Origin of the sequence: Streptomyces showdoensis, assembly GCF_039535475.1 — a bacterium.
Classification (GTDB): Bacteria; Actinomycetota; Actinomycetes; order Streptomycetales; family Streptomycetaceae; genus Streptomyces; species Streptomyces showdoensis.
This window is the reverse complement of the sequence record NZ_BAAAXG010000012.1, coordinates 91,385-103,815: the sequence shown is the minus strand read 5'-3', so window position 1 is coordinate 103,815 and position 12,431 is coordinate 91,385. Positions and strand designations below refer to the sequence as shown.

Here is a 12,431-nt window from a genome sequence, read left to right as displayed (position 1 = left end):
CTTCGGCCGGGGCGGCGGAATCGGTGGCGGGGCCGTTGGCCGGGGCGGCGGCGGAATCGGTGGTGGGGCCGGCTTCGGGGCTCACGCGAGGTCCCCCTCGGCGTACTCCGTGCCGCCCTGGCCCTCCGCGGTCAGCCGCCGCAGCTCCACGCGGCGGATCTTGCCGGACACCGTCTTGGGCAGCTCGGCGAACTCGATCCGGCGGATCCGCTTGTAGGGCGCGAGGACCTCGCGGGAGTGCGCGAAGAGCGCCTTCGCCGTGTCGGCGTCCGGCTGCCAGCCCGCCGCGAGGACGACGTACGCCTTGGGGACGGCGAGCCGCAGCGGGTCGGGGGCGGGGACGACGGCGGCCTCGGCGACGGCCTCGTGCTCCAGGAGGGCGCTCTCCAGCTCGAACGGGGAGATCTTGTAGTCGCTGGCCTTGAAGACGTCGTCGGCGCGCCCGACGTACGTGATGTAGCCGTCGGCGTCGCGGGAGCCGATGTCGCCGGTGCGGTAGTAGCCGCCGGCCATCGCCTCGGCCGTACGCTCCGGGTCGCCGTGGTAGCCGGTCATCAGACCCACCGGCCGGGCGGAGAGGTCGAGACAGATCTCGCCCTCCTCGACGTCCGGGCGGCCGCTGACCGGGTCGACGAGGGTGACCCGGTAGCCGGGGCTCGGCCGCCCCATCGAGCCCTCCTTCAGCCGCTGTCCCGGGCTGTTCGAGACCTGCACGGCCGTCTCGGTCTGACCGAAGCCGTCCCGGATGGTGACGCCCCAGGCGCGCCGGACGGTCTCGATGACCTCGGGGTTGAGCGGTTCGCCGGCGGCGACGACCTCGCGGGGCGGGGTGGCGAGCTGGCCGAGGTCGGCCTGGATGAGCATGCGCCACACGGTCGGCGGGGCGCAGAAGGCGGTGACCCCGTGCTTGTCCATCTCGGCCATGAGGCGGGCCGGGTCGAAGCGGCCGTAGTTGTGGATGAAGACGGTCGCCTCGGCGTTCCACGGGGCGAAGAGATTGGACCAGGCGTGCTTGGCCCAGCCGGGCGAGGAGATGTTGAGGTGCACGTCGCCGGGCCGGAGGCCGATCCAGTACATGGTGGCCAGGTGCCCGACGGGGTACGAGGTGTGGGTCTGCTCGACCAGCTTGGGGCGGGCGGTGGTGCCGGAGGTGAAGTAGAGCATGAGCGTGTCGTCGCCGTGGGTGACGCCGTCCGGGGTGAACTCGGCGGACTCGCGGTAGGCGTGTTCGTAGCCGAGCCAGTCGACGCCGTCGCCGCCGACCGCGATCCGGGTGTAACCGCCGGGCACGTCGTCGAACTTGGCGGTGTCCTCGGCGCGGACCAGGACGTGGCGGGCCCGGCCGCGGTCGACGCGGTCGCGCAGGTCGGCGGGGCCGAGCAGCGGGGTGGCGGGGATGACGACGGCGCGCAGCTTCATCGCGGCGAGCATGGTCTCCCACAGTTCGGCCTGGTTGCCGAGCATGACGATGATCCGGTCGCCGGGGCGGACGCCCTGGCCGCGCAGCCAGTTGGCGACCTGGTTGGAGCGGGCGGACATCTCGGCGAAGCTCAGCTTCGTCTCGGTGCCGTCCTCCTCGACGATGTGGAGGGCGGTCCGGTCGTTGCCGGCGGCGATGACGTCGAACCATTCGAGCGCCCAGTTGAAACGGTCGGGCCGGGGCCAGGCGAAGCCCTCGTACGCCGTCTCGTAGTCCTCGCGGTGCCGGAGCAGGAAGTCCCGGGCCTCCCGGAACCCTCTGGTCGCGTCCGTCTCGCTCGCTGCCGTCATGTGCCCTCCTCGTTGCGGGACCGGTCCCGGACATCGTGTAATCGGTGACCCAGGTCTCACTACCCCCGTTCGGGGGTGACCGCGCGGATCGGAACGATCGGCGGGCGGGGCCGGTCCTGCGGAAGGAGGGCGCGCGGTGTCCGAGCGCGTCGAATCGGTGGAGCTGCGCGGCGCCCTGCTGCGGCTGCGCCGCACCACCGGTCTCCAGGTGGTGTTCGGGGGCCTGCTGCACGACGGCCGCGCGATGCGGATCGCGGAGCTGAACGGGGCGGTGACCCCGGCGCTGCGCGGGCTGACGATCTCGACCGGCTCCGGTCTCGGCGGCAAGTGCCTGGCCCTGTCGCGCCCGTGCGCGGTGACGGACTACGCCTCCGCCCGGCACATCACCCACGAGTACGACGGCCCGGTCTCGGCGGAGGGGCTGCGCTCCGTGATCGCGGTGCCCCTGGTCGTCCGCCGGAAGGTGCGCGGGGTGCTGTACGGGGCGCTGCGCGACGCCCTGCCGATCGGCGAGCGGGTCTTCGACGCGGCGGTGGCGGCGGCCCGGGACGTGGAGCAGGCCTTCGCCGTACGGGACGAGGTGCGGGAGCTGTACGCGCGGGCGGCCAGCCCGGGCCCCTCCTGGGAGGAGGTGCGCCAGGCCCACGGGGAGCTGCGCGAGCTGGCGCCGAAGGTGGCCGACCCGGAGCTGCGCGCCCGCCTGCTCGCGGTCTGCGGCCGCCTGGAGTCGGCCGCCGCCGCCCGCGAGGGCACCCCGGAACGCCCGAGCGCGCCGCCGCTGACCCCGCGCGAGACGGACGTCCTGGCGGCGGTGGCCTCGGGCGCGACGAACGCGGCGGCGGCCCAGCGGCTGGGGCTGCGCCCGGAGACGGTGAAGGGCTACCTGCGCTCGGCGATGCGGAAGCTGGGGGCGCACACGCGGCTAGAGGCGGTGCTGGCGGCGAGACGGGCGGGGGCGCTGCCGTGACCCGCGGCGGCCCCCGTCACGACTCCCCTCCCCCGAGGACGATCTCGTACGGGACGCCCTCGGGCGCCGTGAGCCGCAGCGTCCGCTCGGCCTCGACGGTGAGGGCCTCGCGCTGGGCCCGGGTGACCCGCCCGAAGGGCTCGATGGTCAGCGTCGTGCGCTGCTTGCCCTCGTCGAGGCGCCACAGCCCGGCGAGGAACCCGTCGAGGAGGAAGACGGGGTGGGACTGGTTGCCGGTCCAGGTGCGGCCCCGGTGTTCGGCGGGCACGACGCGGGTGCGGTCGGCGTGGGAGAGGAGGAGGTTGTCGAACTCGGGCAGGAAGCGCGGGGGGCGCCGGGGTGTCCTCGTCCGGCCGGGGCGCGTCGGGGAGGTCGAACAGCTCGGTGCCGTGCTCGTCGCGGAAGACGAGCAGCCGCGGCCGCAGCCGCTCGAAGGCGGTGCGCAGCCGGGTGAGCCCGCACCAGGTCTGCATGTCCTGGACGGAGGCGGGCCCGAAGGCGCCGAGGTAGCGCAGCACGGTCTCGTCGACGGTGCTGTCGTCGACGGCCGCGTCCACGGCTCCGCCCTCGCCGAACCAGGCCCGGACGGTGGTGAGGGCCACCTGCCCGCTCTTCCGCCACAGGCCCCGGGGGGTGACCTGGACCATGAGCAGGAGGCAGCGGGCGGCGATGGTGAGCGCCAGCGGGTCCGCGTCCGGCCAGACCTCCAGGAGATGCGCGCGGAGGTCCTTGGGCGTCCGGGGCCGCTCCTCCACGTACGCGGTGGCGAGGGCGGTCAGGCGGTCGAGGTCGACCCCGTCGAGCCCCTTGCGGAACATCCGCAGCTCCCGGTCGATGGCGCCGGCCTGGACGAGCCGGCGCAGGACGACGGCGTCGCGCGCGGTGTGGGTGTGGACGGTGGACCGGAGCGAGACGATCCGGGCCACCGCGCGGGACTCCATGAGCCCTGACAGCTCCTCGGGCCGGAAGCCGTCGAGGCGGGCGGCGAGGGCGTAGTACGGCGGCTTGGTGTTCTGGGCCTGGAGCCCGACGAGGTGGTGCACGGCCTGCTCGGCGCCGAGCGGGGCGGGCCGGAGCAGCAGCTGGCGGTCGAGGGTGGCGCGGTTGAGGGCGCGGGTGCTGAGGACCGGGGACGTCGTGTTCGAGGCCATGGAGGCACGCTATCGATGATTGCGGACAGATTCGGTCCGCAATCAGAAGGCGAGCACTCCGACCCGTCACTCCCCCGACCACCCCGAGGACATTCCCGCATATATCCTTCACGCGGAATCACGAAGAATCGCAGGAATCGCAGGAATCGCAGGAATCGCAAGAGTCGCAAGGACACCGAACCGAGGCCGGTGAACGCACATGTCCGACCGCCGCCCCCGCCCGGCCTGGCGCCGCCAGCCGGAGCAGCCGACCGGAGCGCAGCCGACCGCGGAGCCCCCGTCCCCCTCGCCGTCCGAGGAGCAGCGGCGGAGCGTGGTCCAGGCCACCCTGTACCGCGACGGTCGCCGCGTCTCCTCCCCGGCCACCCTCGCGGAAACCTTCCGGCAGCTGCGCGAGCACCCCGACGGCATGGCCTGGATCGGCCTGCACCGCCCGACGGAGAAGGAACTCCAGTCGCTGGCCGCCGAGTTCGATCTGCACGAACTGGCCGTCGAGGACGCGAGGGAGGCCCACCAGCGCCCGAAGCTGGAGCGGTACGGCGACACGCTCTTCGTGGTGCTGCGGGCCGCCCGCTACCTGGACGCGCAGGAGGAGGTGGACTTCGGCGAACTCCACGTCTTCGTCGGCCCCGACTTCGTCATCACCGTCCGCCACGGCGCGGCCCCGGACCTGTCGGCGGTGCGCCGCCGCATGGAGCAGGACCCGGACCTGCTGGCCCTCGGCCCGGAGGCGGTGCTGTACGCGATCCTGGACGCGGTGGTCGACGGCTACGCGCCGGTGGTGGCGGGCGTCCAGAACGACATCGACGAGATCGAGACCGAGGTCTTCGGCGGCGACCCCGCGGTGTCCCGCCGCATCTACGAACTCTCCCGCGAGATGGTCGAGTTCCAGCGCGCCACCCGCCCCCTGGTGGGCATGCTCCACGGCCTGATGGCCGGCTTCGCCAAGTACGGCACGGACGAGGAACTCCAGCGCTACCTCCGCGACGTGGCCGACCACGTCACGCACACCAGCGAACGCGTCGACGGCTTCCGCCAGGCCCTGACGGAGATCCTGACGGTCAACGCGACCCTGGTCACCCAGCAGCAGAACGCGGAGATGCGCGCACTGGCGGAGGCGGGCTTCGAGCAGAACGAGGAGATCAAGAAGATCTCGGCCTGGGCCGCCATCCTCTTCGCCCCCACCCTCGTCGGCACCATCTACGGCATGAACTTCGACCACATGCCGGAGCTGCACTGGGCGGGCGGGTACCCGTTCGCGGTGCTGCTGATGGCGATGGTGTGCGTGAGCCTGTACGTGGTGTTCAAGAAGAAGGACTGGCTGTAGCGAAGGGGGCGCTGCTCGTTCGGGCTGGCGGGGCAGCACGAGGAGTCGTCTCCGGGCTCCCCGTGCCGGCTCAGGGCGACGCCTCGACTCCCAGGCTTCCGGCGTCGACGGCTCCCCTCAGCACGTGGGCGATCTCCTCGGGCTTGAGGTCGATGCCGTCGAGCCCCTCCACGGTCAGCGGGACCTCCTCCAGCGCATACTCGCCGCGGCCCTCGGCGCTGAACTCAGGGCCGGTGCGGTCGTCGAAGGACCAGGTCGCGATGCGGGCGAGGTAGAAGAGCTGGCGCTCGTCCTCGGCCTCCACCGTGTGGAGGAGGCGGATGATGTCGGCCTTTCCCGCGATCTCCTCGTGGATCTCGCGGTGGAGGGCGGCCTCCCGGGACTCGTCACCGGGCTCGACGCCGCCGCCGGGCAGAACCCAGTACTCGGGGATGCCGGGCCTGGTACGGCGGATGACCAGCATCGTGGCGTCGGCGGTGACGAGGACGGCGCGGACTCGTTCGATCATTTCGGTTCGTCTCCTTGTTTGTTGACGGTCCCAGTCTTCGAGAAGGAGAGACCGGCCGGAGCCGGACCCGTCGGCATCTCCCCCGGACCGGCGGGCGCCGTGTACGGCCTCAGGCCGCGGTTCTGGTGTCCGTCGCGTCCCGGGCGGGCCAGCGCCGGTGCAGGACGTCGATGTGGAAGTCGTGGCTGTGGGTCTGCCCGACGCCCGCGAGGTGCGGGTGGTCGCGGGGCAGTTCGGGGTGGGCGTGCTCCAGTTCGGCCGGGTCCTCGCGGGGCCACAGCCGTACCGCCACCAGCGTGCCGACGAGGGCGATCACGATCAGCACACCCGCCGAGACGGCGAGACCGGTCGTCGCCGCGAGCCAGCCGGCCAGCGGGTAGGTGATCAGCCAGCAGGCGTGGGTGAGGGAGAACCGGGCGGCGAAGGCCGCGGGCAGGTCGGGGTCGGAGGCCGAGCGCCGGACGAGGCGCCCGCCCGGGGTGAGGATCGCCGACGTCGCCGCCCCGATGATCGTCCAGGCGGCGAGCAGCGCGGGCCAGGGCCAGCCGGCGCGGGGGCCGCCCGCCCCCAGGCCCAGTGCGAGGACACCGAGGGTGCCGGTCAGGACGAAGGCGGCCGGCAGCATCAGCGACCGGTCGCCGAGCCGGCCGAGCACCCGGGGCAGCAGCAGCGCCACGGTCATGGAGCCGGCCCCGTACGCACCGAGGGCGAGGGAGACGTCGCCGGCGGAGCGGCCGAGGGTGTCGCGGACGAGGACGACGGTGTCGACGAGGACCACGGCTCCGACCGCGGCCACCACGAGGTCGAGGGCGAGCAGGGCGCGCAGGCGCGGGGTGGCGAGGAAGAGCCGGGTGCCGAAGGCGGCCTTGGCGTGGATGCCGCCCGTGCGCTCCACCGGCCGCGGCCCGGGCAGCAGGACGGACACCACCAGCAGGCCGGAGGCTGCGAAGCCGACGGCGGTGCCGGTGAAGAGCCAGCGGTAGGAGACGAGCGAGAGCAGGGCCGCGGCGAGCGCGGGGCTGAAGAGGCTCTCCAGGTCGTAGGCGAGGCGGGAGAGCGACAGCGCCCGGGTGTAGTCCCGCTCTTCGGGCAGCACCTCGGGGAGGGTGGCCTGGAAGGTGGGCGTGAAGCAGGCGGAGGCGGCCTGGAGCAGGAGGATCAGGACGTACACCTGCCACACCTGGGTCACGAACGGCAGGGCCAGTGCGACGCCGGCCCGGACCAGGTCCATGGACACGAGAAGGGCCCGGCGCGGTAGGCGGTCGGCGAAGGCGCCGATCAGGGGTGCGATCCCGACGTAGGCGACCATCTTGACCGCCAGCGCCGTGCCCAGGACCGCGGAGGCGCTCCCCCCGGCGATGTCGTACGCGAGCAGGCTCAGCGCCACCGTGGCAAGGCCGGTGCCGACGAGGGCGACGACCTGGGCGGCGAACAGGTGGCGGTAGGTGCGGTTCCCCAGGACGGACGGCATCGGGGCATCCCTCGGTCGGCTGCGGGAGTCTCCACCGTAGCCGATGCGTGCATACGTGCGCACCTATTGAATTGTTGATGGCCGCCGCGAGGGCGCGGTCAGTCGTGCCAGGGCTCGCCCGTCACCTGGTGGTCGGCATGGCTGATCGCCTCCACCACCAGCCGTCTCATGTGCCCGTCCGGCAGCGAGTAGACGACTCTCCGGCCGTCCTTCCGGGACTCGACGAGTCCGCCGAGCCGCAACTTGGCCAGGTGCTGGCTCACCGCGGGACGGGCGGCGTCGACCGCCTCCGCGAGGGCGCTCACGTCCGACTCGCCCCGCGCCAGCAGCCACACCAGGTGGAGCCGGGTGGGGTCCGCGAGCAGCGCGAAGACGCCGGCCGCCGCCGCCAGCTCGCGGGAGCCGGGCGTGCGCTGATGCGAGGGGCCTGCACCTGGGGACGTGTCGCGTGAGGGCATGCGGGCATCGTAGGCACAACCGGCGGACGGACGGAGCCGCCGCGAACGCCCGGCTCCGGCACCGCGCGAGGGCCCCGCCGCGTACGCGCGGCGGCCGGAACGAGGGAGGGCCCCGCCCCGTACGCGCGGCGGCCGGAACGAGGGAGGCGCCCCGCTCCGGCCGCGGGGCTCACACGGCCTGCGGCCCCATGAGGCGGACCAGCAGGTCGTCGAGGCTCACCAGGCCCGTGAGCCCGCCGTCCGCGTCCCGTACGACGGCGAGCGACGAGCGGCGCCGGCGGAGGGCTTCGATGGCCTCGGACACCGTCGTCTCCGCGGCGAGCTCGGGCACCGGGCGGACCAGGTCGCGGGCCGTGATCCGCTTGCCGCGGGTCACGGCGACGAGGGCGTCGCGGGCGTGGACCGAGCCGAGGACGTCCACCCCGTCGCGCACCAGCAGGCGGGACACGCCGGCGTCCGCCGCGCGTTCCAGGATCGCCCCCAGGTCCGCGTCGGCGGGGACGGCGATGATGTCGGCGGCCGGGACCTGGAGTTCGGCGACCGGGGTCCTGGGCTCGGTGAGGGAACGGGTGATGAGCTGGGAGTCCGTCTTGTCGATCAGGCCCAGGCGCTCGGACTCCGCGACGAGGTGGGTGAGCTGTTCGCGGTTGTGGACGGCGGCCAGTTCGTCGCGGGGCTGCACCCGGCAGAGGCGGACCAGCGCGTTGCTGACCCGGTTGAGCAGCCACAGCAGCGGGCGCACGGCCTTGACGACGGCCCGGAAGGCCGGCGTGAGCAGCATCGCGGAGCGCTCCGGGTGGGCGATGGCCCAGGACTTGGGGGCCATCTCGCCGACGACCATGTGGAGGAAGACCACGATGATCATGGCGACGGCGAAGGCGATGCCGTAGCTGAGCCCGGTGGGCAGTCCGAGGTCGACGAGGAGCGGGTCGAGGCGGTGCGAGATCGCGGGCTTGGAGATCGAGCCGAGGCCCAGGGTGCAGACGGTGATGCCGAGCTGGGCGCCCGCGAGCATCAGGGACAGTTCGCGCATCCCGGCGAGGGCGGCCTTGGCGCCGCGCTGCCCGTCGGCGACGGCCTTCTCGATGCGGTGCCGCTTGGCGGCGACGAGCGCGAACTCGGCGGCGACGAAGAAGCCGCTGCCGATCAGCAGCAGGACGGTGACGAACAGGGCCATGGGGAAGCTCATGCCTGGGCCTCCTCGGCCTCGGGTCCGATCCGTTCGATGCGGACGCGTTCGGGAACGTGCCGGTCCAGGCTCAGTACCTCGATCCGGACGCCGTCGACGGTCAGGTCGTCGCCGATGGTCGGGAACCTGCCGAGGCGGTCGATGACCAGGCCGGCCACCGTGTCGTAGTCGTCGTCCTCCGGCAGGGCGATGCCGGTGGCCTCCTCGATCTCGTCGAGCCGGCGCCCGGCGTCGACGCGCCAGCCCGCCCCGTCGGGAACGGCGGACTCGACGACGGTGTCGGTCTCGTCGGCGATGTCGCCGACGAGCTCCTCGGCGATGTCCTCGTACGTGACGATCCCGGCGACGCCGCCGTGCTCGTCCAGGACCACGGCGAACTCGTCGCCGCGCTCGCGCATCTGCGCCACGGCCCGGGGCAGCGGCAGCGTGTCGGGCAGGAGGAGCGGGTCCCGGGCCGACTCCCCTGCCGTCAGGTCCCGGAAGCGGTCGGTGGGCAGCCGGACGAGGTCGCGGACGCCGAGGACGCCGACGATGTCGTCGGGGTGGTCGCCGAGCACCGGGTAGCTGGAGTGGCCGTGCCGTGCGATCAGCTCGACGGCCTCGGTGAGCGTGGCGTCCTTGCGGACGAAGACGGCGTCGGCCCGCGGGACCATCACCTCGTCCATGGTCCGATCCGAGAACTCCAGGGCGTGGTCGAGCAGCTCGGCGGTGTCCGGCGGCAGCTCGCCCTGCTCGTGGGACTCGCCGATGAGGTGGCTCAGCTCTTCGAGGGTGGCGCCGTGGTGCAGCTCCTCGACCGGTTCGATGCCGACCTTGCGCAGCAGCCGGTTCGCGGCGCCGTCGAAGACGTGGACGACCGGGCCGACGACCTTGAGGTAGACCAGCGTGGAGGGGGCCAGCGACTTGGCGAGCCGCTCGGGCACCGCCAGCGCCAGGTTTTTCGGGGCGAGTTCGCCGAGCACCATCTGGAGGACGGTGGCGATCACGAAGGCGAGGACGACGGAGATCGCCGACACGGCACCCTCGGACAGCCCGGTGCCGTCCAGGAGGGGCTTGAGCAGCGCGGACACGGAGGGCTCGGCGAGGAAGCCGACGACCAGGCCGGTGACGGTGATGCCCAGCTGGGCGCCGGAGAGCATGAAGGAGAGGCGTTCGAGCACCTTCAGCGCGCGGGCGGCCCGCCGGTCCCCGGCGGCGGCCTCCCGGGCGAGCGCGAGGCGGTCGGCGGCGACGTAGGCGAACTCCTGGGCCACGAAGTAGCCGGTGCCGGCGGTCAGGACGAGCACGGCCAGCAGGCCGAGAGCGGCGTTCATCGACCGCACCCCTTCGAGGCGTCGGTGCACGTCGGTCTGGCGGACAAGAAGCGGCTCCTTGCGGACAGGACCGGACGGGTGAGCGGCCGACCTCGACGAGGTGGGCCGGCGGGCCGCGGCCGCGCGTGAGGAAGCGGCGGGCGGAGCTCGGCTCGGCCGGTGCTCGGAGGCTCCATCGCGGGCCCGTGGCTCCTTCTCGTCCTCGTCCGAATCGGGGGATGAGCGGGGTGAGCGGGGGTGAAGACCCCTCACTTCTACACCCACTGTAAAGGAACGGGTGCCGCGCCCGCCGACAGCCGTCGCCGCCGGACGGGGGTCCGCGCACGGCTCTTTTCGGCCGTTCTCGGACCCTGCCCGCGCCAGGCGCGTGCGAGGCACCCCCCGCCCCCTATCCTCTACAGCCATGTAGAGGAAGTGGCTTGCCGCTCCTCGACCGTTCGTGAATCACCCGCGCACATGAAGGAGTGGACGCCACGATGGTGTTCAAGCGACTGCTCGGCTCTCTCGGCATCGGTGGCCCGACCGTGGACACCGTGCTCGATCCGGGCGCGGTCACGCCGGGCGGCACGCTCAGCGGGCACGTCCACCTCACGGGCGGCAACGCCGACTTCACCGTCGAGCACATCACCCTGGAGCTCGTGGCCCGCGTCGAGGCCGAGCACGAGGACGGCGAGTCGGAGGGCGTGGTGGCCTTCCACCGGTTCGTCGCCGGCGGGAACCTCCGGCTCGCGGAGGGCGAACGACACAGCGTCCCGTTCTCCTTCCCGATCCCGTGGGAGACACCCCTCACCGAGCTGTACGGCCAGGCGCTGGGCATCACCCTCGGCGTGCGGACCGAACTCGGCGTGGCGGGCGCGAAGGACAAGGGCGACATCGACCCGCTCGCGGTCCGGCCGCTGCCGGCCCAGGAGTCCGTCCTCGAAGCGCTCGGCCGGCTCGGCTTCGGCTTCAGGTCCGCGGACCTGGAGTACGGCCGGATCCACGGCACCGGCCAGCAGCTGCCCTTCTACCAGGAGCTGGAACTGACGCCGGCCCCGCAGTACGCGCACCGGGTCGACGAGATCGAGGTGACCTTCCTGGCGGGGCCCGGCGCGGTCGAGATCGTGCTGGAGGCGGACAGGCGCGGCGGCCCGTTCTCCGCCGGGCACGACGCGCTCACGCGCTTCACCGTCACCCACGACCAGGTCGACCACACCGACTGGACCGCGGAGGTCGACTCCTGGATCCGCCGGCTCGTCGACGCCCGCGGGCACCACGGAAGCCACGGCGCACCCGCCGGGTACGGGCAGGACGGCGGCCACTACGGCGAGCACCACGCCCCCGACCACGAGCACGGCCGCCGCTCCGGCCCCGGCCTGGGCACGGCCGTCGCCGCCGGCGCGGCGGGCCTGGCGGTCGGCGTGGTGGGCGGCATGGTGGCCGCCGAAGTCGTCGACGAGGTCGGGGACTTCTTCGAGGGTGACGACGAGGAGGAGGGCGACGAGGGCTGAGCCCCCTCGGACGGGCACGCCGTCGCGGTCGAGGAGGACGAGTTCGAGGGGCTCGATCATCCCTGGAGGACAGACCGTGCCGTTGACGCGGCGGTGGTGTCCCCGGGACCGTCGGGGGACGGCACCGGCTACCGGACGCTTCTACATCACTGTAGATTGTCGGCGTACGGCAGACGAGGAGAGGAATCGGCATGGGTGTGAGTCTGGCCAAGGGCGGCAACGTCTCGCTGAGCAAGGAGGCGCCGGGGCTGACCGCCGTCGTCGTCGGACTCGGCTGGGACGTGCGCACCACCACCGGGGCCGCGTACGACCTCGACGCCAGCGCCCTGCTCCTCGGCGACACCGGCAAGGTCGTCTCCGACCGGCACTTCGTGTTCTACAACAACCTCACCAGCCCGGACGGTTCGGTCGAGCACACCGGCGACAACCTCACCGGCGAGGGCGACGGGGACGACGAGAGCGTCAAGGTGAACCTCGCCGCCGTCCCGGGCGAGGTCGCCCGGATCGTCTTCCCCGTGTCCATCCACGACGCCGACAACCGCGGGCAGAGCTTCGGCCAGGTCCGCAACGCCTTCATACGCGTCGTCAACCAGGCCGACGGCGTCGAGCTCGCGCGCTACGACCTGTCCGAGGACGCCGCCACCGAGACCGCGATGATCTTCGGCGAGCTCTACCGCCACGGCGGGGACTGGAAGTTCCGGGCCGTCGGCCAGGGGTACGCCTCCGGACTCGCCGGCATCGCCGCCGACTTCGGCGTGAACGTCTGACCGGTCCTACGACACCGAGG

10 protein-coding genes and 1 pseudogene are annotated in these 12,431 nt (G+C 73.0%); 4 read left to right on the top strand and 7 right to left on the bottom strand.

Going from position 1 to position 12,431, the window contains the following annotated elements; genetic code table 11:
- Positions 1 to 81: 81 nt before the first annotated feature.
- Positions 82 to 1,770 (bottom strand): AMP-binding protein, encoded by a 1,689-nt coding sequence (locus tag ABD981_RS07135; protein ID WP_046908052.1) that lies wholly within the window; start codon positions 1,768 to 1,770, stop codon positions 82 to 84.
- Positions 1,771 to 1,906: 136 nt separating this feature from the next.
- Here ABD981_RS07135 and ABD981_RS07130 point away from each other — a divergent pair, with 136 nt between their 5' ends.
- Positions 1,907 to 2,737 (top strand): helix-turn-helix transcriptional regulator, encoded by an 831-nt coding sequence (locus ABD981_RS07130; protein ID WP_046908051.1) that lies wholly within the window; start codon positions 1,907 to 1,909, stop codon positions 2,735 to 2,737.
- A 16-nt stretch (positions 2,738 to 2,753) separates the two neighbouring features.
- Here ABD981_RS07130 and ABD981_RS07125 read toward each other — a convergent pair.
- Positions 2,754 to 3,888: pseudogene (locus ABD981_RS07125) on the bottom strand (winged helix DNA-binding domain-containing protein).
- Positions 3,889 to 4,087: 199 nt separating this feature from the next.
- Between ABD981_RS07125 and ABD981_RS07120 the strand changes: the two are divergent.
- Positions 4,088 to 5,215: a magnesium and cobalt transport protein CorA gene (locus ABD981_RS07120; RefSeq protein WP_046908049.1), complete on the top strand. Its 1,128-nt coding sequence runs from the start codon at positions 4,088 to 4,090 to the stop codon at positions 5,213 to 5,215.
- Between the two features lie 70 nt (positions 5,216 to 5,285).
- Here the strand turns inward: ABD981_RS07120 and ABD981_RS07115 are convergent, their stop codons facing one another.
- The 5 genes from ABD981_RS07115 to ABD981_RS07095 form a co-directional block, all read right to left on the bottom strand.
- On the bottom strand, positions 5,286 to 5,723 hold the full coding sequence (locus ABD981_RS07115; RefSeq protein ID WP_046908048.1) for an NUDIX hydrolase: 438 nt from the start codon (positions 5,721 to 5,723) through the stop codon (positions 5,286 to 5,288).
- A gap of 109 nt (positions 5,724 to 5,832) precedes the next feature.
- On the bottom strand, positions 5,833 to 7,194 hold the full coding sequence (locus ABD981_RS07110; RefSeq protein WP_046908047.1) for an MFS transporter: 1,362 nt from the start codon (positions 7,192 to 7,194) through the stop codon (positions 5,833 to 5,835).
- Positions 7,195 to 7,292: 98 nt separating this feature from the next.
- On the bottom strand, positions 7,293 to 7,652 hold the full coding sequence (locus ABD981_RS07105) for an ArsR/SmtB family transcription factor (protein ID WP_046908046.1): 360 nt from the start codon (positions 7,650 to 7,652) through the stop codon (positions 7,293 to 7,295).
- 169 nt (positions 7,653 to 7,821) lie between these two features.
- Complete coding sequence (locus tag ABD981_RS07100; RefSeq protein WP_046908045.1) at positions 7,822 to 8,841, bottom strand: hemolysin family protein; 1,020 nt, start codon at positions 8,839 to 8,841, stop codon at positions 7,822 to 7,824.
- Positions 8,838 to 10,154: a hemolysin family protein gene (locus ABD981_RS07095; protein ID WP_046908101.1), complete on the bottom strand. Its 1,317-nt coding sequence runs from the start codon at positions 10,152 to 10,154 to the stop codon at positions 8,838 to 8,840. Before ABD981_RS07095 ends, ABD981_RS07100 begins: the two co-directional genes overlap by 4 nt.
- Before the next feature lie 476 nt (positions 10,155 to 10,630).
- Here ABD981_RS07095 and ABD981_RS07090 point away from each other — a divergent pair, with 476 nt between their 5' ends.
- Positions 10,631 to 11,644, top strand: a complete 1,014-nt coding sequence (locus ABD981_RS07090) for a sporulation protein (RefSeq protein WP_046908044.1) — start codon at positions 10,631 to 10,633, stop codon at positions 11,642 to 11,644.
- A 191-nt stretch (positions 11,645 to 11,835) separates the two neighbouring features.
- Complete coding sequence (locus tag ABD981_RS07085) at positions 11,836 to 12,411, top strand: TerD family protein (protein WP_046908043.1); 576 nt, start codon at positions 11,836 to 11,838, stop codon at positions 12,409 to 12,411.
- The last annotated feature ends 20 nt before the right edge of the window (positions 12,412 to 12,431 follow it).

Bases quoted from the DNA above. Each gene is read 5' to 3' on its own strand.
- ABD981_RS07135 (WP_046908052.1), bottom strand. From the start codon at position 1,770: ATGACGGCAGCGAGCGAGACGGACGCGACCAGAGGGTTCCGGGAGGCC.
- ABD981_RS07120 (WP_046908049.1), top strand. From the start codon at position 4,088: ATGTCCGACCGCCGCCCCCGCCCGGCCTGGCGCCGCCAGCCGGAGCAG.
- ABD981_RS07115 (WP_046908048.1), bottom strand. From the start codon at position 5,723: ATGATCGAACGAGTCCGCGCCGTCCTCGTCACCGCCGACGCCACGATG.
- ABD981_RS07110 (WP_046908047.1), bottom strand. From the start codon at position 7,194: ATGCCGTCCGTCCTGGGGAACCGCACCTACCGCCACCTGTTCGCCGCC.
- ABD981_RS07105 (WP_046908046.1), bottom strand. From the start codon at position 7,652: ATGCCCTCACGCGACACGTCCCCAGGTGCAGGCCCCTCGCATCAGCGC.
- ABD981_RS07100 (WP_046908045.1), bottom strand. From the start codon at position 8,841: ATGAGCTTCCCCATGGCCCTGTTCGTCACCGTCCTGCTGCTGATCGGC.
- ABD981_RS07095 (WP_046908101.1), bottom strand. From the start codon at position 10,154: ATGAACGCCGCTCTCGGCCTGCTGGCCGTGCTCGTCCTGACCGCCGGC.
- ABD981_RS07090 (WP_046908044.1), top strand. From the start codon at position 10,631: ATGGTGTTCAAGCGACTGCTCGGCTCTCTCGGCATCGGTGGCCCGACC.
- ABD981_RS07085 (WP_046908043.1), top strand. From the start codon at position 11,836: ATGGGTGTGAGTCTGGCCAAGGGCGGCAACGTCTCGCTGAGCAAGGAG.